27 protein-coding genes are annotated in these 24,786 nt (G+C 60.5%); 5 read left to right on the forward strand and 22 right to left on the reverse strand.

Annotated features, from left to right (window positions below; translation table 11 throughout):
* Positions 1-23: 23 nt before the first annotated feature.
* The 4 genes from HWE17_RS12340 to HWE17_RS12355 all read right to left on the reverse strand — a co-directional run bounded on the left by HWE17_RS12340 (position 24) and on the right by HWE17_RS12355 (position 2,021).
* Complete coding sequence (locus HWE17_RS12340; RefSeq protein ID WP_161784140.1) at positions 24-200, reverse strand: hypothetical protein; 177 nt, start codon at positions 198-200, stop codon at positions 24-26.
* Positions 201-310: 110 nt separating this feature from the next.
* The gene (locus tag HWE17_RS12345; RefSeq protein ID WP_225242261.1) at positions 311-922 is read right to left on the reverse strand and encodes a DUF799 domain-containing protein; all 612 of its coding nucleotides are present in this window, start codon (positions 920-922) and stop codon (positions 311-313) included.
* A gap of 47 nt (positions 923-969) precedes the next feature.
* Positions 970-1,338: a DUF4810 domain-containing protein gene (locus HWE17_RS12350; RefSeq protein ID WP_225240994.1), complete on the reverse strand. Its 369-nt coding sequence runs from the start codon at positions 1,336-1,338 to the stop codon at positions 970-972.
* Between the two features lie 8 nt (positions 1,339-1,346).
* Positions 1,347-2,021, reverse strand: coding sequence for a CsgG/HfaB family protein (locus tag HWE17_RS12355; RefSeq protein ID WP_051958413.1), 675 nt, complete (start codon positions 2,019-2,021; stop codon positions 1,347-1,349).
* Positions 2,022-2,327: 306 nt separating this feature from the next.
* Here HWE17_RS12355 and HWE17_RS12360 point away from each other — a divergent pair, with 306 nt between their 5' ends.
* Positions 2,328-3,527 (forward strand): YbfB/YjiJ family MFS transporter, encoded by a 1,200-nt coding sequence (locus HWE17_RS12360; protein WP_035818224.1) that lies wholly within the window; start codon positions 2,328-2,330, stop codon positions 3,525-3,527.
* Between the two features lie 39 nt (positions 3,528-3,566).
* Positions 3,567-4,100 (forward strand): ankyrin repeat domain-containing protein, encoded by a 534-nt coding sequence (locus HWE17_RS12365; RefSeq protein WP_035818222.1) that lies wholly within the window; start codon positions 3,567-3,569, stop codon positions 4,098-4,100.
* Positions 4,101-4,209: 109 nt separating this feature from the next.
* Here HWE17_RS12365 and guaA read toward each other — a convergent pair whose 3' ends face one another.
* The 4 genes from guaA to HWE17_RS12385 all read right to left on the reverse strand — a co-directional run bounded on the left by guaA (position 4,210) and on the right by HWE17_RS12385 (position 8,208).
* Positions 4,210-5,820, reverse strand: coding sequence for a glutamine-hydrolyzing GMP synthase (guaA, locus tag HWE17_RS12370; protein WP_035818203.1), 1,611 nt, complete (start codon positions 5,818-5,820; stop codon positions 4,210-4,212).
* A gap of 70 nt (positions 5,821-5,890) precedes the next feature.
* Positions 5,891-7,351: an IMP dehydrogenase gene (gene guaB / locus HWE17_RS12375; protein ID WP_035818200.1), complete on the reverse strand. Its 1,461-nt coding sequence runs from the start codon at positions 7,349-7,351 to the stop codon at positions 5,891-5,893.
* Between the two features lie 136 nt (positions 7,352-7,487).
* A complete protein-coding gene (locus HWE17_RS12380) occupies positions 7,488-7,784 on the reverse strand; it encodes an RnfH family protein (protein ID WP_176388941.1) in 297 nt (98 codons plus the stop codon).
* The gene (locus HWE17_RS12385) at positions 7,777-8,208 is read right to left on the reverse strand and encodes a type II toxin-antitoxin system RatA family toxin (protein ID WP_035818194.1); all 432 of its coding nucleotides are present in this window, start codon (positions 8,206-8,208) and stop codon (positions 7,777-7,779) included. Before HWE17_RS12385 ends, HWE17_RS12380 begins: the two co-directional genes overlap by 8 nt.
* 93 nt (positions 8,209-8,301) lie before the next feature.
* On the opposite strand from HWE17_RS12385, the gene smpB reads away from it, so the two are divergent.
* Positions 8,302-8,751 carry an SsrA-binding protein SmpB gene (gene smpB, locus HWE17_RS12390; protein WP_034752217.1) on the forward strand — a complete coding sequence of 150 codons (450 nt, stop codon included), beginning with the start codon at positions 8,302-8,304 and terminating at the stop codon, positions 8,749-8,751.
* A 305-nt stretch (positions 8,752-9,056) separates the two neighbouring features.
* On the opposite strand, the gene HWE17_RS12395 is transcribed toward smpB, so the two are convergent.
* Positions 9,057-9,365: an H-NS family nucleoid-associated regulatory protein gene (locus tag HWE17_RS12395; RefSeq protein ID WP_035818192.1), complete on the reverse strand. Its 309-nt coding sequence runs from the start codon at positions 9,363-9,365 to the stop codon at positions 9,057-9,059.
* Positions 9,366-9,452: 87 nt separating this feature from the next.
* Between HWE17_RS12395 and HWE17_RS12400 the strand changes: the two genes are divergently transcribed.
* Positions 9,453-9,800: a hypothetical protein gene (locus HWE17_RS12400; RefSeq protein WP_176388942.1), complete on the forward strand. Its 348-nt coding sequence runs from the start codon at positions 9,453-9,455 to the stop codon at positions 9,798-9,800.
* Between the two features lie 205 nt (positions 9,801-10,005).
* Here HWE17_RS12400 and HWE17_RS12405 read toward each other — a convergent pair whose 3' ends face one another.
* The 4 genes from HWE17_RS12405 to ppsA all read right to left on the reverse strand — a co-directional run bounded on the left by HWE17_RS12405 (position 10,006) and on the right by ppsA (position 14,635).
* Positions 10,006-10,950 (reverse strand): SPFH domain-containing protein, encoded by a 945-nt coding sequence (locus HWE17_RS12405; RefSeq protein WP_035818190.1) that lies wholly within the window; start codon positions 10,948-10,950, stop codon positions 10,006-10,008.
* A gap of 15 nt (positions 10,951-10,965) precedes the next feature.
* Positions 10,966-11,382: an NfeD family protein gene (locus tag HWE17_RS12410; protein ID WP_035818188.1), complete on the reverse strand. Its 417-nt coding sequence runs from the start codon at positions 11,380-11,382 to the stop codon at positions 10,966-10,968.
* Between the two features lie 176 nt (positions 11,383-11,558).
* Positions 11,559-12,056: a Dps family protein gene (locus HWE17_RS12415; RefSeq protein ID WP_176388943.1), complete on the reverse strand. Its 498-nt coding sequence runs from the start codon at positions 12,054-12,056 to the stop codon at positions 11,559-11,561.
* A gap of 146 nt (positions 12,057-12,202) precedes the next feature.
* Positions 12,203-14,635 carry a phosphoenolpyruvate synthase gene (gene ppsA, locus HWE17_RS12420; RefSeq protein WP_035826959.1) on the reverse strand — a complete coding sequence of 811 codons (2,433 nt, stop codon included), beginning with the start codon at positions 14,633-14,635 and terminating at the stop codon, positions 12,203-12,205.
* A 152-nt stretch (positions 14,636-14,787) separates the two neighbouring features.
* Here ppsA and HWE17_RS12425 point away from each other — a divergent pair, with 152 nt between their 5' ends.
* A complete protein-coding gene (locus HWE17_RS12425; protein WP_035818186.1) occupies positions 14,788-15,636 on the forward strand; it encodes a pyruvate, water dikinase regulatory protein in 849 nt (282 codons plus the stop codon).
* On the opposite strand, the gene HWE17_RS12430 is transcribed toward HWE17_RS12425, so the two are convergent.
* The 9 genes from HWE17_RS12430 to bamA are packed head-to-tail and all read right to left on the reverse strand — an operon-like array spanning position 15,633 to position 24,735.
* A complete protein-coding gene (locus tag HWE17_RS12430; protein WP_176388944.1) occupies positions 15,633-16,832 on the reverse strand; it encodes an aminotransferase class V-fold PLP-dependent enzyme in 1,200 nt (399 codons plus the stop codon). The two genes, HWE17_RS12425 and HWE17_RS12430, sit on opposite strands and share 4 nt — an antisense overlap.
* Positions 16,833-16,843: 11 nt before the next feature.
* Entirely contained in the window at positions 16,844-17,629 is a 786-nt protein-coding gene (locus HWE17_RS12435) for an RNA methyltransferase (RefSeq protein ID WP_176388945.1), read from the reverse strand.
* The gene (gene rnhB, locus HWE17_RS12440) at positions 17,626-18,264 is read right to left on the reverse strand and encodes a ribonuclease HII (RefSeq protein WP_070304017.1); all 639 of its coding nucleotides are present in this window, start codon (positions 18,262-18,264) and stop codon (positions 17,626-17,628) included. The genes HWE17_RS12435 and rnhB overlap by 4 nt, the downstream gene beginning before the upstream one ends.
* 37 nt (positions 18,265-18,301) lie before the next feature.
* Positions 18,302-19,486 carry a lipid-A-disaccharide synthase gene (lpxB, locus tag HWE17_RS12445; protein WP_099402503.1) on the reverse strand — a complete coding sequence of 395 codons (1,185 nt, stop codon included), beginning with the start codon at positions 19,484-19,486 and terminating at the stop codon, positions 18,302-18,304.
* Positions 19,470-20,261, reverse strand: a complete 792-nt coding sequence (lpxA, locus tag HWE17_RS12450) for an acyl-ACP--UDP-N-acetylglucosamine O-acyltransferase (RefSeq protein WP_099402253.1) — start codon at positions 20,259-20,261, stop codon at positions 19,470-19,472. Before lpxA ends, lpxB begins: the two co-directional genes overlap by 17 nt.
* Positions 20,261-20,755, reverse strand: a complete 495-nt coding sequence (gene fabZ, locus HWE17_RS12455) for a 3-hydroxyacyl-ACP dehydratase FabZ (protein WP_035818168.1) — start codon at positions 20,753-20,755, stop codon at positions 20,261-20,263. The genes lpxA and fabZ overlap by 1 nt, the downstream gene beginning before the upstream one ends.
* Positions 20,752-21,807: a UDP-3-O-(3-hydroxymyristoyl)glucosamine N-acyltransferase gene (lpxD, locus tag HWE17_RS12460; RefSeq protein WP_176388946.1), complete on the reverse strand. Its 1,056-nt coding sequence runs from the start codon at positions 21,805-21,807 to the stop codon at positions 20,752-20,754. Before lpxD ends, fabZ begins: the two co-directional genes overlap by 4 nt.
* Before the next feature lie 21 nt (positions 21,808-21,828).
* Positions 21,829-22,347 carry an OmpH family outer membrane protein gene (locus tag HWE17_RS12465; RefSeq protein ID WP_051958405.1) on the reverse strand — a complete coding sequence of 173 codons (519 nt, stop codon included), beginning with the start codon at positions 22,345-22,347 and terminating at the stop codon, positions 21,829-21,831.
* 51 nt (positions 22,348-22,398) lie between these two features.
* Complete coding sequence (gene bamA, locus HWE17_RS12470) at positions 22,399-24,735, reverse strand: outer membrane protein assembly factor BamA (RefSeq protein WP_035818165.1); 2,337 nt, start codon at positions 24,733-24,735, stop codon at positions 22,399-22,401.
* Between the last annotated feature and the right edge of the window lie 51 nt (positions 24,736-24,786).

Below are 24,786 nucleotides of genomic sequence, written 5' to 3' on the forward strand. Positions count from 1 at the left end.
CCGCATGGGCGGCCGCGGCGGCCTTACTTGGAGCCGGAACCGCGGAACGGCGGGATATTGCCTTCTTGGGGATACAGCGCCACGCCATTCGATAGCGGTGCCGCCGCAGCGAGCGCCTCGCCAGGCTGGGCCGCTTGCGATACGGGCAGAAAAGCCAGCAGGGATACCGCGCCAACACAGAAAATAGCCTTGATTTTCATATCATTCCTTAAAGGTTGGGTTGGAAATATCCGATGAATATACTATTTTATATATTTACAAACAAGCAATATGTGTCAGGCCCTGCACAGCGCAAGGCCTGGTATTACGATTACTGTGCCAGGTAGCGTTCCGAACGGGGACCGTACAGCAGGCCATTCGGCACGCCGGCCGACAGCATGCGCGCATTCGCCGTGCCAGCCAGCGGATGGCTGGCATCGGTGCTGGTGTTGATGATCTGCTTGACGGCCGCCGTCACCAGCATGCCGACCAGGCCGCCGCCACCGCTGTTGTTGCCTTCGTTGCTCGACGCGCTGGCCGCGCCCTGCCACAGCAAGGCGCCCGTCTTCAGGTCGACCAGCTTGGCATCGACCGAGACCACCGTCACGCTGTCGATCACGGCGTAGGTCGTGCCGTACTTGGAGATCGTCACGTACAGGCCCGCATCAGCGCCAAAGATCTCGTTGAGCTTTTTCGCATCGACGCCGTGGATATCGGCGGCGTTCGTCAAGCCGTTCTGCTTGAAGGTTTCACCGACCACGGCCACCGGCAGCACATAGTAGCCCGCTTCGGCCAGCGGATAGGTCACTTGCGCGTAGACGCTGTTGCCGGCATTGACTTCCGGCGAATTGTTCAACGGCGGCAAGACCACGATCGAGCGGGGCTTAGCTGCCTTGAAGGCGGTGTAATCGTATGCCGCCTGCTTGGTGGCGCAACCGACCATGAAGATGGCGGGACCCAGGCACAGGGCCATTTTCAACATGCGCGACATCATAATTTCTCGCCTTTTTTCAATTTACCCAACAGGAAGTCCATGTACGGCGTCGATTCCGGGAACAGTTTTTTCTCGTCTTCGAACTGCGCGGCGACCTGCTCCGGCTTGCCCGCGATCGAGTACAGCATGCCCAGGTGGGCGTGGTAACCCGGCGGCGCGTGATTGCCCTTGGCGCCGATCACTTGCAAGTCTTTTTCCATGGCGGCGATCTGCTGCTCCGGGCTTTCACCCTTCAGGTATTCATACACTTGCGGCTGGTAGCCTTCCCATTGGTACAGGGTCTTCGATTGCGTGGCGCAACCGGTCAGGGCGGCACAGGCGAGCAGCGCCAGCAGGGCTGCGCCCTTGTTCATCATTGTTTTCATGGGATACCTTATTGTTTGCGCAGTGCGCCCGCTTCGACGCCAGCCACCAGGCGCTCGACCGCTTCGCGCATGGCCAGGTCCAGGACTTTGCCGTTGAGGGTGGCGTCATAGCTGGCGGTGCCGCCAAAACCCAGTACTTCACGGTTCGACAGGCTGTATTCGCCGGCGCCGCCAGCCGAGTACACGACTTCCGAGGTCGCGATATTGACGACGTTCAAGGTAACCTTGGCATAGGCCACTTGCGTCTTGCCGCGGCCCATGATGCCGAACAATTGCTTGTCGCCCACTTCCTTGCGGCCGAATTCGGTCACGTCGCCCGTGACGACGAAATCGGCGCCCTTGATATTCTGGCCTTGCTTCTTGAACTCGGCTTCCTGCTTGAGTTCTGCCATGTTGTCGCGGTCGAGCACGTTGAAACGGTTGGACGTCTGCAGGTGCGCAATCAAAATCGTTTTCGACTGGCTGCCCAGGCGGTCGACGCCATCGGAAAAGATGCCGCGCATGAAATTCGAGCGATTGTCGAACTTGCCGACAGCGATCAGCGTGCGTGGACCAACGTAGGGACGGGCTGCGCTGGCAACCGTAGGGACAGCCAAAGCTTGCGAGGATTCGGAAGCGCAGCCAGCCAACGCCGTGCCAATCAGCGCTGCAATCAACAACGCGCCGGGTTTATTCTTGTTCATAGTGCCCTTATGAGATGGAAGATCAGGAGCCACCTGCAAAATTGATTTTTAGCAAGTTAATTTCCTAATGGCAATTATATGGTATTGCATGTCTCACAATTCTCTCCAAAAGTAACGATGGCAAGGATTGCATGATTGCCCGCCATACACAGGCGTGGCCCTGCTTGACTTCCCAGCGCCAATTCATTAACTTGATAGTAAAAAAGCGTGTCGTCAGCGCCCTATGCCACTGTCCCACACAGACCTCGCCCGCCGGCCTGCCCCGGCGCCAACGCCACGCTGTTCACATAGACGGATCCCAAGGCCATGCCGACACACGATCATTCCCCGGCCCATCCGCTGGCCACGGCGCTGGCGCTCTCGCTGGGCGCCGCCGTCGCCCTCGGCCTGTCGCGCTTTTCCTACGGCTTGCTGCTGCCGCCCATGCGCGCCGACCTGGGCTGGTCCTACCTGCTGGCCGGGGCCATGAACACCTTCAATGCGCTCGGCTATTTTCTCGGCGCCCTGGCCACGCCCGCCCTGATGCGCCGCCTGGGCGTGTGGCGCTTGCTGATCATCGGTTCCGTGCTGGCGAGCATCTTCATGCTGATGTCGGGCCTCGTCAGCGACACGGCCACCCTGTTCCTGCAGCGCGTGTGCGCGGGCGTGGCCAGCGCCTTCATGTTCATCGCCGGCGGCGTGCTGGCGGCGCGGCTCGGTTCCATGCACAACCAGCGCGCCGGCTTCTACATCGGGCTGTATTACGGCGGTACGGGTTTCGGCATTGCTTTGTCTGCCCTGCTGGTGCCGGCCGCATTGGCCGCTGCACAAGAGCACGGCGCTGCGCATGCCTGGCAGTGGCCCTGGCTGGCACTGGGCATCGCCTGCCTGCTCGCCACTGCCATCATGGCCTTGCCGGCGAAGGCGATCGGCGAAGCGCCGCGCGCCGTCGACACGCCGCGCCCCTTCGCCTGGCGCGACTTTGCCCCCAGCCTGGCCGGCTATTTCATGTTTGGCGTCGGCTATATCGGCTACATGACCTTCGTCATCGCCCTGCTCAAGCAGCAAGGCATGAGCGCCACCTTGATTACCGTGTTCTACACCTTGCTGGGGCTGGCGGTGGTGGCGTCGTCGCGCATCTGGGCGCGCATGCTGGACCGCTACAAGGGCGGCGAATCGCTGGCGATATTGAATGGCGTGCTGGGCGCAGTGACCATCCTGCCCGCGCTGACGAGCTTTGCGCCCGTCGTGTTCCTTTCAGGCCTCGTCTTCGGCGCAGTATTCCTGTCGGTGGTGGCGTCGACCACGGCCCTGGTGCGGCATAACCTGCCGCCACAATCCTGGACGGCTGGCATCAGCGCCTACACGACGGTGTTTGCGCTGGGCCAGATCGCCGGCCCCATCGTCGTCGGCTGGATCGCCGATGGCCCGGCCGGCCTGGAACGGGGCTTGATCGCCTCGGCCATCGCCCTCTTCATCGGCGCGGCGCTGGCCGCGCGGCAAAAGGCGCTGGCAACGGCCGCATAGTAGACTTATGGCATTAACCACCTTCGCGGAAAGAACACGATGACCAACGACGCACGAAAAATCCCTACAACGATGGATGCCGAGACGCTGGAATTCATCCAGGGCCTGTTCGCCCTGGTGCGCGAAGGCGACACGCAGCAACTGGGCGCCATGGTAGCCCAGGGCGTGCCAGTGAACTTTCGCAACGAAAAAGGCGACAGCCTGATCATGCTGGCCAGCTACCATGGCCACTTGGAAACATCGCGCCTGCTGCTCGCAGCGGGCGCAGACGCCAACGTGCCCAACGACCAGGGCCAGACGCCGCTGGCCGGCGTGGCCTACAAAGGCTACCTGGACATCGCAGAGCTACTGCTGCAGCACGGCGCCAAGGTGGAAGGCGCCAGCCCGGACGGCAAGACCCCCTTGATGATGGCCGCCATGTTCAACCGCCTGCCCATCCTCGACCTGCTGCTGCAACACGGCGCCCGCATTGATGCCGTGGACAGCCGCGGCATGAGCGCGGTTTCGCTGGCCAAGAGCATGAATGCGCAGGAAACGCTGGGCCGCCTGGTCAGTTTGGGGCAGACTGCGTAGTCCATGCAGATATCGCCAGCGGTTTTGCGACTGGCGTTTAAAAAAACTGAGAATCAGAGGCTTAGCTGCTTCATTGATCCGGTATTAGCTTACGCTGCCGGATGGGAGACTATTCCCACTCGATGGTCGCCGGCGGCTTGCCCGAGATATCGTAGACGACACGGTTGATGCCGCGCACTTCATTAATGATGCGATTGGAGACCTTGCCCAGCAAGCTATGCGGCAGGTGCGCCCAGTGGGCCGTCATGAAGTCTTGCGTTTGCACGGCGCGCAGGGCCACCACGTATTCGTAGGTGCGGCCATCGCCCATCACGCCCACCGATTTGACGGGCAGGAAGACGGCAAACGCCTGGCTCGTCGCTTCGTACCAGTTGGTCGGCACGCTATCCTGGTCGAAGCCAGGAACGACGACCGGCTCATATGGCGTGTTGCGCAGTTCTTCGATGAAGATGGCGTCGGCGCGGCGCAGCAGGTCGGCGTAGTCTTTCTTGACTTCGCCGAGGATGCGCACGCCCAGGCCAGGGCCCGGGAATGGGTGGCGGTAGACCATGTCATGCGGCAAGCCCAAGGCCACGCCGAGTTTGCGCACTTCGTCCTTGAACAGTTCGCGCAACGGTTCCAGCAACTTGAGCTTCATGGTGTCCGGCAAGCCGCCCACGTTGTGGTGGCTCTTGATGGTCTGGCCTTTTTTACCCTTGCCGGCCGATTCGATGACGTCCGGGTAAATCGTGCCTTGCGCCAGCCATTTGGCATTGACCAGCTTGCCCGATTCGACCTGGAACACTTCGACGAATTCGCGGCCGATGATCTTGCGCTTTTGCTCTGGGTCGGTCACGCCGGCCAGGTGGCCCATGAACTGCTCTTCCGCATCGACGCGGATGACTTTCACGCCCAGGTTCTTGGCGAACATGTCCATTACCATCTTGCCTTCGTCCAGGCGCAGCAGGCCGTGGTCGACGAAGACGCAGGTCAGCTGATCGCCGATGGCGCGGTGGATCAGCGCTGCCGCGACGGACGAATCGACGCCGCCGGACAGGCCCAGGATGACGTCATCGGTGCCCACTTGCGCGCGGATTTTTTCCACCGCTTCGCTGATGTAATCAGGCATGTTCCAGTCCGACTTGCAGCCGCAGATTTCATGCACGAAACGGCCGAGCATAGCCTTGCCCTGCACCGTGTGCGTCACTTCCGGATGGAATTGCACGCCGTAGAACTGGCGCTCTTCATCGGCCATGGCGGCGATCGGGCAGCTCGGGGTGTTGCCCATCAGCTTGAAGCCTGGCGGCATTTCCAGCACCTTGTCGCCATGGCTCATCCACACTTTCAGCATGCCGTGGCCTTCGTCGGTGACGAAGTCGGCGATACCATTGAGCAACTTCGTATGGCTGCGGGCGCGCACTTCGGCGTAGCCAAATTCGCGCACCAGACCGTTTTCCACCTTGCCGCCCAATTGAGCCGCCATGGTTTGCATGCCGTAGCAGATGCCCAGCACGGGCACGCCCAGCTCGAACACGGCTTGCGGCGCGCGCGGCGAGTCGCCGTCCAGCGTGGAATTGTGGCTGCCCGACAGGATCACGCCGGCGGCGCCATAGTTGCGCACGAATTCGTCGCTGACGTCATACGGGAAGACTTCGGAAAACACGCCGGAATCGCGCACGCGGCGGGCGATCAACTGGGTGACTTGGGAACCGAAATCGAGAATGAGGATTTTAGAATGCATGGTCGGAGCTTTATTCAAGGTCAATTGCAAAACCGGCGCACTGGGCGCCGGTCTGGACTTTCGTTGCCGCTTACTCGGAGCGATAATTTGGCGCTTCTTTCGTGATCTGCACATCATGGACGTGCGACTCGCGCATACCGGCCGAGGTGATTTCCACGAATTCCGCTTTTTCGCGCAGTTCGTCGATGGTGGCGCAACCGCAGTAACCCATCGATTGACGCACGCCGCCCACCAGCTGGAAGATGATCGCCAGCACACTACCCTTGTAAGCAACGCGGCCTTCGATACCTTCAGGCACGAACTTGTCGGCCTTCATGGTGGCGTCCTGGAAATAGCGGTCAGCCGAACCATCGGACATCGCGCCCAGCGAACCCATGCCACGGTACGATTTGTAGCTGCGACCCTGGTACAGGATCACTTCGCCCGGTGCTTCTTCCGTACCGGCAAACATGGAACCCATCATGACGGTCGAGGCGCCAGCGGCCAGCGCTTTCGAGATATCGCCCGAGAAGCGGATACCGCCGTCTGCGATACATGGCACGCCCGTGCCTTCCAACGCTTCGGCCACATTCGAGATGGCCGTGATTTGCGGCACGCCCACACCGGCGACGATACGCGTGGTGCAGATCGAGCCAGGGCCGATGCCGACCTTGACCGCATCGGCGCCGTATTCCACCAGCGCCTTGGCGGCAGCGGCGGTAGCGATGTTGCCGCCAATCACTTCCACTTGCGGGTACTTGGTCTTGATCCAGCGTACGCGGTCGAGGATGCCTTGCGAGTGGCCGTGGGCCGTGTCGACCACCAGCACGTCGACGCCGGCAGCGACCAGCAGGTCGATGCGTTCTTCATCCTTGGCACCGACGCCGACGGCAGCGCCGACCAGCAGTTTGCCCTGGCTGTCTTTCGACGCGAACGGGTGCGAGGTCGACTTCTGGATATCCTTGACGGTGATCAGGCCGCGCAGTTCAAACGCGTCGTTGACGACCAGCACGCGCTCGAGGCGGTGCTTGTTCATCAGGCGCTTGGCTTCGGCCGTATCGGCGTCTTCGTTGACGACCACCAGCTTTTCGCGCGGGGTCATCTTGGCGGAGGCTTCCGCGTCGAGTTCCTGCTCAAAGCGCAAATCGCGGTTGGTAATGATGCCGACGACTTCCTTGCCCTTGACGACAGGGAAACCGCTGATGCCGTATTGTTCCGTCAGCGCGATCACGTCGCGGATTTTCATTTCCGGTGGAATCGTGATCGGATCACGCAACACGCCAGCTTCGAAACGCTTCACGCGGGCCACTTCACGCGCCTGGTCCTTCGGATTCAAATTCTTGTGGATGATGCCGATGCCGCCTTCCTGGGCCATCGCGATGGCCAGACGGGCTTCCGTCACCGTGTCCATGGCTGCGGACAGCAAGGGAATATTCAGGGTGATATTGCGGGTCAGGCGAGTTTTGAGGGACGTATCGGCGGGCAGAACGTTGGAGTAGGCTGGGACGAGCAGCACGTCATCGAATGTGAGTGCTTTTTGAAGTAGACGCATAGCATTTCCTATTGGCGCAAAAGCAGATTATACAGAAAAAAGCACCCTCCGTCCTTGCAGCATAGAAAAGATATTTGAAAATAGCAAAAAATGGCGCTCGGCTGGCAGCGACCAGGCTGCCGCCGCCCCTGCCCGCTCAGCCCTTGGCAGGCTTGCCGCCAGCCCGGCGCCGGCGCGCTTCTTTCGGGTCCGCCTGCAAAGGCCGGTACACTTCCACCCGGTCATGCTCGCGCAGGATGGTATCGAGCGACTTCTTCTTGCCATAGATGCCAACCATGTTCACGGCCAGGTCGATGGCGGGGATTTCCCGCAGCAAGCCGCTCTGCTCTACCGCCTGCCCGATGGTGGTACCTGGAGGCACCGTCAAGGCACGCAGAAAGCTGCTGTCAGGCAAGGCGTAGCAGACTTGCACTTCGATGTTGGCCTCAGCCATACACCGTCTCCGCGCGCTTGCAGAAGGAATCGACCATGCTGTTGGCGATCATGCCGAAGACGGGACCGATGATCTGCTCGAGCACGCGGCTGGAAAACTCGTAGTGCAGGTCCAGTTCGATCTTGCAGGCATCTTCGCGCAGGGCCTTGAAGGTCCACACGCCGTCGAGGGTCTTGAAAGGACCGTCCACCAGCTTCATCTTGATGGAAGTCGGCGGCACGTTCTCGTTGGACGTGGTGAAGCTTTGGCGCACGCCGTGGTAATGTATGCCCACGCTGGCGACGACCGTGTTCTCGCCCCGCTCGCGAATCTCGACCGCACCGCACCAGGGCAGGAATTTGGGATAATCCTCTACCGCCGCCACCAGCGCGAACATTTGTTCGGCGCTATAGCCGAGAAAAACTGATTTATGTACTACTGCCATTGAAGAACCATTTGCTATGATGTTGGATACATTTGATTTTATCGCGCTTGCGCGAGACAGTAGTTTAACCGACCCGCGCACATTTACCATCTCATGACCATAGCAGACAACAGAAAAGCCTTCCACGACTACTTTATCGAGGATCGCTACGAAGCCGGCATCGTGCTGGAAGGCTGGGAAGTCAAAGCCATCCGCGACGCCCGCGTACAAATCAAGGAAGCCTACGTCGTCGTCCGCGGCGATGAGCTCTTCCTGTTCGGCGCGCATATCAGCGCCCTGCCGACCGCCTCCACCCACATCCACCCGGAAGCCGTACGCACGCGCAAGCTGCTGCTGCACCGCACGGAAATGGATAAACTGATCGGCAAGGTGGAACGCTCCGGCTATACCCTGGTGCCGCTCAACCTGCACTACAAGGGCGGCCGCGTGAAATGCGAAATCGGCCTGGCCAAGGGCAAGAAGCAACACGACAAGCGGGCAGCGGAACGCGACCGCGATGGCGCGCGCGAAGTCCAGGCGGCAATGAAGTCGCACCGCCGTTGATACGGCACTACGCGCAGCGTGCTGCGCCAACACCATCAAGCCCGGCTATATGCCGGGTTTTATTTTGCCGGTGCCTGCAGCAAATGAAAAGCATGGCGCGACGGGATGAAAACAGGAGAAGGAAAGAGATACGGCGGAAATAAGACTGGTATTGGCGAAAATACCGGGGAGATAATCGATGCGAATCCGCTTTGCCTGTCTGGCCAAAGACGATAAATCAGGAAAGTTCCGGATGCTTGCATGCTGCCTTGTACTACACCTGTACTACTCCACAGGACAAGCATCCGAATGAATGGCGTATTACATTACACCTTCAGCAGATCACGCGATTTGCCCGCATCGGTCCACTCTTTGACCCATTTCGGTTGACGGCCACGGCCAGTCCATTGCTGCGTCGCATCATCAGGATTGCGATAGCGTACTGCGACCGTGCCGGTTTTAGCGCGGATACCCGTGCCAACCAGATCTTTGACGGAAACGCCAACGCTTTGGGCAATTGCCAGGATTTGCTCGCGCGCTTTGGACAGATCGTCCTGTTCGCGTTTCTTCATTTGCTTCTTGATGTCGTCCTGCAAGGTACGCAGTTCGGACAGGGATAAGCTGGACAGATCCATGATATTTCCTTGTGTGAGTTGAAAAATATAACTGAACAGTTAAATTCTATCCAATTGTAACGCGACTGAGGTGATTTTTCTTCAGATTTGATTGTTTTTTACAATTCTTTTACCAAAAAACCGACTTCCCTGGCTTTCGAGCGCTGCAAACCTTCAATCCCTGGAACATCCATCGCGCGCAAACAGTCTGCGCAAGCGTCCCTGCTTTGGGCGGCGGCGATTCAATGCAGCACCATCGACAGTATTTATTTTGCAGTACTTTTTGTTTCATTGCAATTTATAGTAATTATAAATGGCAATTCAAAATATACATGGGAGCAATACTATCGCCAATTCAGCATCGGCTACCCAAACACCTCCCAAGCATCCGTCGCGGATATCGGCGCAATCATCGCCACGCATGCGCAGCAGATTCTACTTCAATCAAAAAGATAAGCGTCGCACGACAGCATATAATCCCCAAAGTGCGCACAGCATAGCATAAAGAAAATATTTCAACGTTATGGATTCAAGCGCAGATACTCGAGCCCGGCTGCCGACATATATTCCAGTAGCGCAAATGAAAACTGCCCGCGATACGGCGGGCAGTTTTTTGACGACAAACTTGCTACGGATTTGCTATTCACCCATCCAGCGGCAATCAGGGAATCGCCACGCCGCCTTTCGGCTTCTGCGTTTTCACCACCTGCATCGCGGTGGCGATCAAGCCGCTCATATCGCCCAGATTGGCCGGCACGATAATCGAGTTATTTGTTTTCGCCAATTGCGCGAACGCGCCCACATACTGCTCTGCCACTTTCAGATTGACGGCATCTTCCCCGCCCGGCTCACGTATGGCCGCGCCCACCTGGCGCAGCGCTTCGGCGCTGGCTTGCGCCAGCGCGACGATGGCCGTGGCCTGGCCTTCGGCACGGTTGATCGACGCCTGCTTTTCGCCTTCGGAGCGGGCAATGGCAGCTTCGCGCTCACCGCTGGCGATATTGATCTGCTCCTGCTTGCGCCCTTCCGAAGCGGCAATCAAGGCGCGCTTTTCGCGTTCGGCCGTAATCTGTGCCTGCATCGCATGCAGGATTTCCTTGGGTGGCGTCAAATCCTTGATTTCATAGCGTAATACCTTGACGCCCCAATTCGCCGCCGATTCATCGATGGCATTCACGATGGCCGTATTGATATGGTCGCGTTCTTCAAATGTCTTGTCGAGTTCCATTTTACCGATCACGGAACGCAAGGTCGTTTGCGCCAGTTGCGTAATGGCGGCAATATAATTCGACGAGCCATATGAAGCACGCATGGCGTCGGTAATCTGAAAATACAGAATGCCATCGACCTGCAATTGCGTATTGTCGCGCGTAATGCACACCTGCGGCGGCACGTCGAGCGGGATTTCCTTGAGCACGTGCTTGTAGGCGATGCGGTCGACAAAAGGCACGACGATATTCAGGCCAGGGCCCAATACCGCATGGAACTTGCCCAAGCGTTCCACCACCCAGGCATGCTGCTGCGGCACCACATTGACCGTCTTGAAGACAAATACCAATGCCAGCAATAACAAGATCAGCGACACGCTTCCAGTGCTTACTTCCATAATCTACTCTCCAGGTTATTCAACAATCAAACGGCTGCCACGCACGGCACGTATGGTGTAATGACCGGCCTGCGTATCGCTGCCGGGAATCAGTTCCACATCCCACAAGGCGCCGCGGTACATGACGCGCGCCGCGCCATCGACCCAATGCGCGACCGCCACGCTTTGGCCGATATCGAGATTCACATTCGGGTCCTGCGCCGCATCGCGCCGCGCCGCCTTGCCAAAACGGCTGCGCCGCAATAACAGGGTGGCCGCCACGCCCACAATGGCCGCCGTCAGGGCTTGCCAGCCACCATTGCCGCCCGCCAGCGCCACCAGTCCTCCGGCACTGATGCCGATGGCGATCATCAGCAAATAAAACGTGCCCGTAAACAGCTCAAGGATCAATACCGCGCCTGCCGCCACAAACCAGCCTACCCATTCAGCCATGATGCCTCCATCTTTGCGAATCCGAAAATAAAAAACCCCGCAGCCTATATAAGCGACGGGGTTTAATGCGTATGACTGCCTGATATTATTCTTGCCAAACACCTATATACAAGCAGTCTAACGCAATTCCTGATGGCGTCAATAGGCAGGGACGAATTAGCGCCGCAGGCCCGGCATTACTCTTCCAGCAGGCTGCGCAGCATCCACGCCGTTTTTTCGTGCAAATCGAGGCGCTGCGTGATCAGGTCGGCCGTCGGCTGGTCATTGGCCTTTTCCAGCAAAGGGAACAGGCGGCGCGCCGTGCGCGCGGTCGCTTCCTGCGCCGACACCAGGTGGCTGACCATGTCCAGCGCTGGCGGCACGCCGTCGATTTCCTTGATCGAGGCCAGCTTGACGAATTCCTTGTAGGTACCCGGCGCCGGATAGCCAAGGGCGCGAATGCGCTCGGCGATCAGATCCAGCGCGGCCCACTGCTCCGTGTATTGCGTCATGAACATCAGGTGCAGGGTGTTGAACATCGGCCCCTTGACGTTCCAGTGAAAATTATGGGTCATCAGGTACAAGGTGTAGCTGTCGGCCAGCAGGCCGGACAGGCCTTCCGCGATCTGCGCGCGGTCCGCCTCGGAAATGCCGATGTCGATCTTTGCCACTTTGCTCGGTTTCTTGCTTGCCATGAGAACTCCCGTTTCAATGTATTGGTGGAATCATTTTAGCTGATCTGGCGCAAGCCCATCGAATACTGCCGTGCGCCGCGTGACGGGCATAAAAAAACCCGCTGCCAGGTGAGCGGCAGCGGGTTTTCAGAGGGCGATAAAGATGCTTACGCTTTCAGCGCAGCCAGCTTTTGCCAGGTGTCGATCACCGAGTCGGGATTCAGGGACATCGATTCGATGCCCTGCTCCATCAGCCAGACGGCGAAGTCAGGATGATCGGAAGGACCCTGGCCGCAAATGCCGATGTATTTACCGCGTGCCAGGCACGCCTTGATGGCCAGGGCCAGCAGGGCTTTCACGGCAGGATCGCGTTCGTCGAAGTCGGCGGCCAGCAATTCCATGCCGGAATCGCGGTCCAGGCCCAGGGTCAGCTGGGTCAGGTCGTTCGAACCGATCGAGAAGCCGTCGAAATGGTCGAGGAACTGGTCGGCCAGGATGGCGTTCGACGGCACTTCGCACATCATGATGACGCGCAGGTCGTTCTCGCCGCGCTTCAGGCCATTTTTCGCCAGTAGGTCGATGACTTTCTCGGCCTGGCCCAGAGTGCGCACGAATGGCACCATGATTTCCACGTTCGTCAGGCCCATGTCATTGCGCACGCGCTTCATCGCTTCGCATTCCATGTTGAACGCTTCGGAGAAGTCGGCCGACAGATAGCGCGCCGCGCCGCGGAAGCCCAGCATCGGGTTTTCCTCGTCCGGCTCGTAGCGCGAACCGCCGATCAGCTTCTTGTACTCGTTCGACTTGAAGTCGGACAGGCGCACGATGACTTTTTTCGGCCAGAACGCGGCGGCGATGGTGGCGATGCCTTCGGCCAGCTTGTCGATGTAAAACGCTTTTGGCGAAGCATGGCCACGCGCCACCGATTCCACGGCCTTTTTCAGGTCGGCGTCGATGTTCGGGTATTCGAGGATCGCGCGCGGATGCACACCAATATTGTTATTGATGATGAATTCCAGGCGCGCCAGGCCCACGCCGGCATTCGGCACGGACTGGAAGTCGAACGCCAGCTGCGGGTTGCCCACGTTGAGCATGATCTTGGTGTCGAGCTTCGGCAATTCGCCGCGCGACACTTCCGACACTTCCGTTTCCAGCAAGCCGTCGTAGATCTTGCCTTCGTCGCCTTCCGAGCAGACGACGGTGACGAAGGTGCCGTCTTTCAGCACGTCGGTGGCATTGCCGCAGCCGACGACGGCCGGCACGCCGAGTTCACGCGCAATAATTGCAGCGTGGCAGGTACGGCCGCCACGGTTGGTGACGATGGCCGAAGCGCGCTTCATGACCGGTTCCCAGTTCGGATCCGTCATGTCGGCAACGAGCACGTCGCCTGGCTGCACGCGCTCCATGTCGGCCGGGTCGTGAATCACGCGCACTGGGCCGGCGCCGATCTTCTGGCCGATGGCGCGGCCCGAAGTCAGCACGGTACCGGTGCTTTTCAGCTTGAAGCGTTCCTGCACGTCGGTCGCCTTTTGCTGCGATTTGACGGTCTCGGGACGTGCTTGCAGGATGTACAGCTTGCCGTCGCGGCCATCCTTGCCCCACTCGATGTCCATCGGACGGCCGTAGTGGTTTTCGATGATGACGGCGTATTTGGCCAGTTCCACCACTTCGCTGTCGTTCAGCGAGTAGCGGTTGCGCATTTCGACGGGCACGTCGACGGTTTTCACGGAACGGCCAGCTTTGGCTTCGTTCGTAAATTCCATCTTCAGCAGCTTCGAGCCGATATTGCGGCGGATCACGGGCGACTTGCCTTTTTCCAGCATCGGCTTGTGCACATAGAATTCGTCGGGATTGACGGCGCCCTGCACCACGGTTTCGCCCAGGCCATAGCTGGAGGTGACGAAGACCACGTCCTTGAAGCCCGATTCCGTATCGATGGTGAACATCACGCCGGCCGCGCCCAGGTCGGAACGCACCATGCGCTGCACGCCGGCCGACAAGGCCACTTCCGCGTGGGTAAAGCCTTTGTGTACGCGGTACGAGATGGCGCGGTCGTTGTACAGCGACGCGAACACCTGTTTCATGGCGTCGAGCACGTTGTCGATGCCGACCACGTTCAGGAAGGTTTCTTGCTGACCAGCAAAAGAAGCGTCCGGCAAGTCTTCCGCCGTGGCGGAGGAACGCACGGCAAACGACATTTCGGTATCGGAATCGGCCACCAGCTTGGCGTAGAACTGGTCGATTTCGGCGGCCAGGCGTGGCTGGAACGGCGTTTCCACGATCCACTGACGGATCTCGGCACCGGCTTGCGCCAGCGAGCGCACGTCATCGATGTTCAGCCCTTCGAGGCGCTGGGCGATGCGTTCGGCCAGCGGCAAGCCGCCATTGGCGCTATACGACAGGAAATCGCGGAATGCCTGCGCCGTGGTGGCGAAGCCACCGGGCACGCGCACGCCGGCTTCCGCCAGCTGGCTGATCATTTCGCCCAGGGAGGCGTTCTTGCCGCCGACGGATTCGACATCCGTCATGCGCAAATGCTCGAACGAGGCAACATACACCGCGTCCTTGTCTTCCTGCTGTTGCGATACTGCGTTGGTCATAATGACACCCTTACTGATGATAGAAATCTTTACGCGCGGCGCACAGACAGTCTTCTTGTTATTCTTGGCGTCGTGCAGCACAATCATACCGTTGCAGCCATTTTACCTTGTGCGGCGCAAATTGACGACGCACAATCTTGATCCGAAAACCCATGACACAAGAACCACGCCCTCCTCTGCCCTCCGCGGCCCGCACCGTCTTCTTCGTTTCCGACGGCACCGGCATCACCGCCGAGACGTTCGGCCACTCGGTGCTGACGCAGTTCGATCTGCGCTTCCGCCAGATCCGCCTGCCCTTCATCGATACCATGGACAAGGCCTACGAGGCGGCGCGCAAGATCAACGAAGCTTTCGCCACTGACGGCCAGCGCCCGATCATTTTCTCGACCCTGGTGAAGAACGACCTGTCGGCCGTGATCCGCAAGTCCAGCGGCATGCACATGGACCTGATCCAGACCTTTGTCGCCCCGCTGGAGCAGGAGCTGGGCGTGATGTCGACCCATACCATCGGCCGTTCGCACAACATCGTCGACAGCGAGGAATACAAGAACCGCATCGAGGCGATCAACTATTCGCTGGCGCATGACGACGGCCAGTCGCACAAGAACCTGTCCTCGGCCGATGTCATTCTGGTGGGTGTATCGCGCTCTGGCAAGACCCCGACCAGCCTGTACCTGGCCATGCAATACGGTATCAAGGCGGCCAATTATCCGCTGATTCCCGACGATTTCGAGCGCGACAAGCTGCCTTCCGCCTTACTGGAATTTAAGAATAAAATTTTCGGATTGAGCATTACGCCCGAACGTTTGTCGGAAATACGCAACGAAAGAAGGGCTGGAAGCAAGTATGCGGCCATCGAAAACTGCCGTTACGAGGTCAACGAGGCGGAAAAAATGATGAAACGCGAGGGCATCCGCTGGCTGTCGTCGACCACCAAGTCGATCGAGGAGATCTCCACGACCATTTTGCAAGAGATTAAGCCGAACCGCCGCGAGTACTAGAACGCCTCGCTGGCCAGCACCGTCAGCGCGGCGACCAGCTGGTCCAGTTCACCGGTGGTGGTCGTGACGGCCACCGTGGCGCGCACGACATCGGTAGCGCCGATATTGCGCTGCACGGTAAAGACGCCAAAACGCTGCAGCAAGGCATGCTGCAGTGCGCGCGCGTCCATGCCGTCAACGGCAAAGGCGACCAGCGCCGTGCCGCGCCTGGCGTCCAGCGGCGACAACATGCGCACGCCGGGCAGTTGCGCGGCGCGGCTGACCCAGTAATTGCGCAGCCAGGCCAGGCGTTCGGTCTTGGCCGGCGTGCCGCCCAGTCGCGCATGAAAGTCCAGCGCTGCAGGCGCGGCCAGGATGGCGCCGATCGGCGGCATGCCCATGTGCAGGCGGCTGCGGATATCGTCCAGCGGATAATCATCGTCGCCACAATGCGGCTCGATCTTGTGCAGCTGCGATGCGCGGATATACACGACACCGAGTCCCGCCGGCGCGCCCAGCCATTTATGCAGATTGAAACCGGCGAAATCGACGCCCATGGCTTGCACGTCCACGTCGACCTGCCCCAGCGCATGGGCGCTGTCGAGCAGCACGTCGATGCCGTGTTCGCGCGCCAGCGCCATGATGGCTTTCACCGGCAGTTGCTGGCCGTTGGCCGGCGTCACCTGCGACAGCAGCAGCAATTTTGGATTGACGGCCTGGCGCATGGCTTGCGCATAACGGGCGATGATCTCGTCATCGCCGATGGGCAGGCTCAATGTGACTTGCGTGCTGGTGACGCCACGGCGCTGCGCCAGCCAGCGCATGGCCGTGCGCATGGCCGGATAATCGAGATTACTCCACAGCACCGTATCGCCTGGCGCCAGACCATGGTATTGCGTGATCAGCACCTGCATCGATTCGGTGCCGCTGCGGGTCAGCAGGATCTCGTGCGGTTGCGCGCCGATCAGCGTCGCGACGCGCTGGCGCAGGATATCCACGTGCGTGCGCGTGAACTCGCCGCGCACGAAGGGACTCAGTTGCTCGTTGGTGTAGCGCACGGCCTGCTCGAACGCCGCTTGCACGGGTGCGGCCATGGCGCCGAAATAGCCGTGTTCGAGATTGACGATGGCGTCCGGCGGCGCGGGATACAACGCGGCCACCTGGCGCCACCAGGCCTCGTCACGAGCGGCGCCATCGGCTAGCACAGGGAAAGACATGACTATCCTGTTCAGGCCTGGCCCTGGCGCAGCTGCTCGAAGAAGCACACGGCGGCGCAGGCGGCCACGTTCAGCGATTCGATCTGGCCCAGGTGGGGAATGACCACCTGGTGTGTCGCCATCGACAATAAATCGTCGGCGACGCCCTGCCCTTCATGGCCAAACAGCCAGGCGACCGGTTGGCGCAGGTCGACGTCGTACAGCTGCTGCGTGGCGTAGCCGCTGGTGGCCAGGGTCGCCACCTTCGCGCCGGCAACGAGCGCCGCCAGGTCGACGTTTTCAAAGATGTCGAGCACGAAGTGTGCGCCCATCGCCGCGCGCAGCACCTTCGGCGACCAGCAGAAGGCCGTGCCGGCGCTGCAGTACACCTGCGTGATGCCGGCGGCGGCCGCGCTGCGCAAAATCGACCCCACGTTGCCCGGATCCTGCAGGTTATCGAGCAGCACGGCCGACACGCTCAGCGGCTGCGTGACGGCCCGCTCCGGCGTCTCGATGAGGAACATCACGCCCACGCCGTGTTCGACCTGGCTCACCGCGTTGTACAGCGCGTCGGGCAAGCCCAGTACATGCGCGCGCTGGCTTTCCAGCTGGCCGACGATCTCCATCACTTCGGGGTTACGCAAGGCGCTTTCGCTGACGATGCATTGCTCCGGCATGCCGCGCAGTTGCAGATACGACTGGCACAGATGCACGCCATCGAGCAGGGTGCGGCCCGACTTGCGGCGCGCCTGCGAACTGCCCGCCAGTTTCAGCAAATCCTTGTATTGCGCATTGTCGCGCGAGGTAATCGTCTTCATGCCGCCACCTCCTGTCCACCAAACAGGGCGATCACGTTGCGCACGGGCGCGAACGAGCGGCGGTGCACGGGCGAGGCGCCGTGCAGGTGCAGGCGTTCCAGGTGCAATTTGGTGCCATAGCCCTTGTGCTGGTCGAAGCAGTACTCGGGATAGGCCGCGTGCAGATGCACCAGGGCCGCGTCGCGCGCCGTCTTGGCCAGGATCGAGGCGGCCGAAATCGAATCGACCTTGTCGTCGCCACCGACGATGGCCATGCCGCGTATCGGCATCACGGGACAGCGGTTGCCGTCGATCAGGGCCAGGGTCGGCACGGTCGCCAGCGCCTCGACGGCGCGGCGCATGGCCAGCATCGATGCCTGCAAAATGTTCAGGCGGTCGATCTCTTCTTCCGACGCTTCGGCGATGGCCCAGGCCAGGGCCTTGGCCTTGATCTGCGGCGCCAGCAGGTCGCGTTTGGCTTCGCTGAGTTTTTTCGAATCGCGCAAGCCGTCGATCGGCTGATTCGGGTCGAGGATCACGGCGGCGGCGAACACGGGGCCGGCCAGCGGACCGCGGCCTGCCTCGTCGACGCCACAGATGATTTCATCGAGCGAGAATGGCAAGTCGTCAAACAGGCCGGGATAGATATTTTTCACGTTGAATCTTTGGTAGGAACTGCGATTGAAACGGTGCTTACTTGCGGTGTGCGGCGATGACCTGCATGACGGCATTCGCGCTTTCCTGCGCGCTGTCGCGCAGCAGGCTGTGATGCATGTCCGTGAAGCGCTGCACCAGGCGCAAACGGCCCGGCACGTCGCTCAGCTGCTGCCACATGGCCTCGGCCAGCGCCTCGGGGCTGGCCGCGTTTTGCAGCAGCTCGGGCACCAGGTAGTCGCGCGCCAGGATGTTCGGCAAACCTATCCACGGCTGGTAGCCCATGTGGCGCATGATCTCCCACGAAGCGCGCATCATCTTGTAGGCGATGACCATGGGCTTCTTGTACAGCGCCACTTCCAGCGACGCCGTGCCGGACGCCACCAGCACCGCATCGGCGGCGCAGATGGCCGTGTGCGAGCCACCGTCGGTGAGCAGTATCTCGACGTCCTGCAAGCCCGCTTCCGCGATCAATTGCAGGAAGTACTGGCGCTGTTTTTCGCCGGCCATGGGCGCGACGAAACGCAGGGAGCGGTCGCGCGCCAGCAGCAATTTGCAGGCGGTCACGAAAGCCACCGTATTGTATTTGAGTTCGCCCGCGCGGCTGCCCGGCATCAGGGTCACGACATTCGCGTCTTCCGGCAAGCCCAGGGCACGGCGCGCGGCCGCTTCGTCGGGCTGCAACGGAATCATTTCGGCCAGCGGATGGCCGACATAGGTGACGGGCACGCCCGCCTTGCGGTAGATCTCTTGCTCGAACGGAAAGATCACCAGCATGTGCGAGACGGCCTTGATGATTTTCTTGATACGGCCACCGCGCCAGGCCCAGATCTGCGGCCCGATGTAGTGCACCGTGGGGATACCGCCTTCCTTCAGTTGCTGTTCCAGCCCCAGGTTGAAACCCGGGTAGTCGGCGCCGATGAAGACGGCGGGACGCTCGGCCAGCAGCTGGTCGCGCAGCGCGTTCTGGATGCCTTTGATCTCGCGGTAGCGGGGAATGATCTCGAACAGGCCGCGCACGGTCAGCTTGTCGAGCGGCCAGTCGGAAACAAAACCCTGCCTGGCCATGTGCTCGCCGCCGATGCCGTGGAAGCGCGCGCCGGGCAGCTGCGGCACGAGGCCGGACAGCAGCCGGCTGGCCAGCAGGTCGCCCGACACCTCGCCGGCGACGATGGCGACGTTGGCGACCGGCAGGCCGCTGGCTTGGTCAGCGGACGATGCCACGCGACGCCACGCCAAGGAATTCGCGCATGGCGCGAATGTGTTGCGCCACCTCGGGCGACGACGCCGCCTCTTCTTCGAACAGGGCAGCCTTGGATTCTTCCAGGGTCAGTCCCGAGCGGTAGATGAGTTTATACGCGGTGCGGATGCCGTTGATCTGCTCGCGCGTAAAGCCGCGGCGTTTCAAGCCTTCGATATTGACGCCGTGGGCTTGCGCCGGATTGCCGTTCAACAGGACGAACGGTGGTACGTCCTGCGTCAGGCTGGTGCTCATACCGACGAAGGCGTGCGCGCCGATCTTGCAGAACTGGTGCACGTTGGCAAAGCCGCTCATGATGACCCAGTCGCCGATTTCCACGTGGCCCGCCAGCTGGGCATTGTTCGAAAAAATCGTGTTGTTGCCCACCAGGCAATCGTGCGCCAGGTGCACATACGCCGAGATCCAGTTGTCATTGCCCAGGCGCGTGACGCCGCCACCCTGCACGGTGCCCGTGTTGAAGGTGCAAAATTCGCGGATGGTGTTGCGGTCGCCGATGTCCAGGCGCGTCGCCTCGCCCGCCCATTTTTTATCCTGCGGCTGCGCGCCGATGGAAGAAAACTGGAACAGGTGGTTGTCGCTGCCGATCGTCGTGTGGCCGTCGATGACCACGTGCGGGCCAACCTTCGTGCCAGCGCCGATGCGCACGTGCGGACCGATGATGGTGTACGGACCCACCTCGACCGAGCTGTCGAGCTCGGCCTTCGGATCGATGACTGCCGTGGAGTGGATGGCCGCCATTACTGCCCCGCTGGCTGGCTCGCAGATTGGCTCGCATCCTGCGCGCTGCGGATGGTGCACATCAGTTCCGCTTCCAGCGCGACCTTGCCGTCGACCGTACCGACGGCCTTGTACTTCCAGATGCCGCGCGAAACGCGCAGGATTTCCACATCCATCTTCAGCTGGTCGCCCGGTTCGACAGGACGCTTGAAGCGCGCATTGTCGATGCCGACGAAGTACACCACCGAATTTTCGTCCGGTTTCACGCCCATCGACAGGAACGACAGCAGTGCCGCCGTCTGCGCCAGCGCTTCGATCATCAGCACGCCAGGCATGACCGGCTTGTGCGGGAAATGGCCCTGGAAGAACTCTTCGTTGACCGTCACGTTCTTGATGGCGGTGATGGTTTTGTTCGCTTCCCAGTCCAGCACGCGGTCAACCAGCAGCAGCGGGTAGCGGTGCGGCAGCAGCGATTTGATGGCGAGGATGTCGAGGGTCTTTTTTTCAGTAGTCATTTTTCGTCTTGCGTGGTCAGTGTTTTAATTGTTTTTTCAAGCGCGCGGATCTTCTCGCGCATGCTTGACAGGTTGCGCACGATGGCGGCGCTCTTTTCCCAGTCGGCGTTCTTGGCCAGCGGATAGAAGCCCGTGTACTGGCCCGGCTCCGCTATCGAGCGCGAGACCATGCTGCCCGAGCCCACGTGGACGCGGTCGGCGATGGTCAGGTGGCCCAGCACCATGGCGGCGCCGCCAAAGGTGCAGTACTTGCCGATGATAGCGCTGCCGGCCACGCCGACGCAGCCGGCCATGGCCGTGTGCGCGCCGATGTGGCAGTTGTGGCCGATCTGGATCTGGTTATCGAGCTTGACGCCATCTTCGATGATGGTGTCGGCCAGTGCGCCACGGTCGATGGTGGTGTTGGCGCCGATGTCGACATTGTCACCGATCACCACCCTGCCCGTCTGCGGAATCTTGATATACACGCCGCCTTCGTTGGCGAAGCCGAATCCATCGGTGCCGATGACGGCGCCCGAATGGATGATGCCGCGCTGGCCGATCACGCAGCGCGCGTGGAAGGTGACGTTGGCGAACAACTGGGTACCGGCGCCGATGACGGCGTCGCGTCCCACCACGCAGCCAGGCCCGATGACGCAGCCGGCGCCGATCACGGCGCCCGCTTCGATCACGGCGCGCGGTCCGACCGATGCGGTCGCGTCGACCTGCGCGCCATCATCGACGATGGCGCTGGCATGGATACCCACGGGCGGCTTGATCTCGTGCAGGGCGGCGAAATACTGCGCCGCGCGCGCGAAATACACATAGGGATTCGGGGTGACGATACGCGCGCCGGCGTACTCGTCGCCGATCAGCGCGTCGTCGGCCGGCGTGAGTATCAGCGCGCAAGCGCCGCTCTGGGCCGCCTGTGCGCGGAATTTGCTATTGCTGAGAAAGCTGATGTGCGAAGCGCCGGCGTCGGCCAGCGGTGCGATGCCTGTAACTTCCAGGTTCGGATCGCCCGCCAACTGCCCGCCGAAGCGTTCGACCAATTCACCTAGTCGAGTGCCCATCTAATTACCTCTATTCTAATATTACTTGTCCAGCGCCTTCAAGACCTTGTCGGTAATGTCGATGCGCGGGCTGGCCCACAGGGCTTCCTGCAGCACGATGTCATATCCTTCGATATGCGCCATCTGCTGGATGATGGTGTTGGCTTTTTCCGCGATGGCGCTGCGCTCTTCGTTCGTGCGCTGGCTCAGGTCTTCGCGGAACTCGCGCTGACGGCGTTGCAGCTCCTTGTCCAGCTCGAAAAACTCGCGCTGGCGCTTGGCGCGCTCCGCCTCGCTCAGGGTCGGCATGTCCTTTTCCAGGGCTTCGTTGGCGACCTTGAAGCGGCTGGCCAGTTCCTGCACGGCCTTTTCACGCGAGCGGAACTCTTCGGCCAGCTTGGCGCTGGCCAGCTTGGCCAGTCTCGATTCGTTATAAATACGTTCGCTGCTGATCCAGGCGATCTTCGACTCCTGAGCCTGCGCCTGCACCGGCAACAGCGAACTCCAGCACAATGCGATCACGGCAAGGGTCTTGGGCAGGGTAGCGGATGCGGTGTTCATGATACTCCATGGTCAAAAAGTAAAAGCTCTCGCCCCGGTTCAGATGGCCGGTTAAAAACCGGTGCCCATCTGGAACTGGAAGCGCTCCAGGCGATCCGTCGGCTTGGCGTTCAGCGGCTTGGCATAGCTCAGTTTGAGCGGGCCCACCGGTGAAATCCAGCTGATGCCCAAGCCAGCAGAATAGCGCAATTGCGACAGACGCATTTTTTCGCCTTCCTGGTAGACCTGGCCGCCGTCAAGGAAACCGAACCAGCGCAAGCTGCGGTCATTGCCCGAACCGGGGAATGGCATCTGCAGTTCCGCGTTGGCGATCAGGCGCGAAGCGCCGCCCAAGGCATCGTTGGTGCTCGGTTCGACCGCGCCCAGCGAGGAACTCAGGTAGCCGCGCACCGAACCGATGCCGCCGCCGTAGAAGTTCTTGAAGACCGGATACACGTGCTTGCCGATGCCGTGGCCGTAATCGAGCTCGCCCTTCAGCGCCAGGGTGACTTTGCTGAACAGCGGACGGAAATACTGGTGCTCGTAGATGGCACGGAAGTACTTCTGGTCGCCGATCAGGTCAGCCTCCAGGTTGACGCGCTGGTAGCGGCCGATCGATGGCGTCAGGGCGCTGTCGCGGCTGTCGCGCTGCCATGCCGCCGTCAGCGGAATGGAGTTCGTCGTGGCCGAACCGATGCCGTCGGACGGGCCGCCATTGTCGACCACGTACTGCTTGAAGCGGATCGGGCTGGTGATATCGGTCTCGATGCGCGAGCGCTCGCCGCCGATACCGAAGAAGACGGTATCGACTTCCGAGAACGGCACGCCGAAACTGACGCGGCCACCGGTTTGCTTGATCTTGTAGCTGCCGATGTTCAGCGCCGGCGGTTCCGTCGTGCGCAGGTAGACTTCAAAACTGCGCGAAATGCCATCGTCCGTGTAGTACGGATTGGTTTGCGAAAACGCGATGGTGCGGCTGTAATGGCTGGTATTGAGTTCAATGCCGACCGTGTTGCCGCTACCGGCGAAGTTGGCCTGCGAAATCGACGCCGACAGCGTGAATTTTTCCGATTGCGAGAACGCGCCGCCGATCAGGAAGTTACCCGTTGGTTTTTCCACCACCGTCACGTTGACGTCGACCTGGTCGGTCGTGCCCTGCGCTTCCGGCGTGTCGATGGTCACGTCCTTGAAGTAGCCGAGGCGGTCGACACGGTCGCGCGACAGCTTGATCTTGTTGCTGTCGTACCAGGACGATTCGAACTGGCGGAATTCACGGCGGATGACTTCATCGCGCGTGGTGGTGTTGCCGGCGATATTCATGTGGCGCACGTAGACGCGCTTGCCCGGATCGATGAAAAAGGTGAAACCGACTTCATGCTTTTCGCGGTTAATTTCCGGATTCGCGTTGACGTTGGCAAAGGCATAGCCGAACGTGGCCAGGCGGTCCTGGATGCGCTTGTTCGTGGCCGTCAGGCGCGCGCCCGAATAGATCTCGCCTTCGCGCATCAGGTTCAGGGCTTTCAGTTCTTCTTCGCGGCCGAACATCTCGCCTTCGAACTTGGTGCCGGCGATCTTGTACTTCTCGCCTTCGGTGATATTGATCGTCAGATAAATGTCTTTTTTATCGGGCGTGATCGACACTTGCGTCGAGTCGACCTGCATCTCGATATAGCCGCGGTCCAGGTAGTAGGACTTGAGCGACTCGATGTCGCCCGTCAGCTTGGTCTTCGAATATTGATCGGCCTTGGTGTACCAGCTGAACCAGCCGCCCGTGTTCAAGGCCAGCTGCTCGCGCAGCTCCTTGTCGGTGAAGGCTTTGTTGCCGACGATATTGATCTGCTTGATGCGGGCCACGTCGCCCTCGTCGACGGCGAACACCACGTTGACGCGGTTGCGCTCGATCGGCGTGACGGTGGTGGTGATCTTCACGCCGTACAGGCCATGCGACAGGTACTGGCGCTTGAGTTCCTGTTCCGCGCGGTCAACGGATGCCTTGTCGAAAATCTTGGCTTCACCCACGCCGATTTCCTTCAATGCCTTGACCAGCACATCCTTTTCAAATTCCTTGGTACCCGTAAATGCCACGGAAGCGATGGCCGGACGTTCCTCGACCAGCACCACCAGCACGTCGCCCTCGGCTTCCAGGCGCACATCCTTGAACATGCCCGTCGCATACAGGGCCTTGATGGCGGCGATACTCTTCTCGTCGGAGAACGTTTCGCCGACCCGCACCGGCAGGTAGGCAAACACGGTGCCCGCTTCGGTACGCTGGATCCCTTCGACCCGGATGTCCTTGACAGTAAATGGCTGGACGGCCAGCGCGTGGCCGGAACAGATGGCCATGACGGCGGCGCCGATCAGGCTGCGGCGAAAGGAAGGCAAGGCAAAACGAGCAGAATGTAATTTCATTGGGGTTATTCAATGGGTAAATCAATGGACAACATACACAAAAGATTGCTT

The organism is Janthinobacterium sp. BJB401 (genome assembly GCF_013372745.1).
In the GTDB taxonomy this organism is placed as follows: domain Bacteria; phylum Pseudomonadota; class Gammaproteobacteria; order Burkholderiales; family Burkholderiaceae_D; genus Janthinobacterium; species Janthinobacterium rivuli.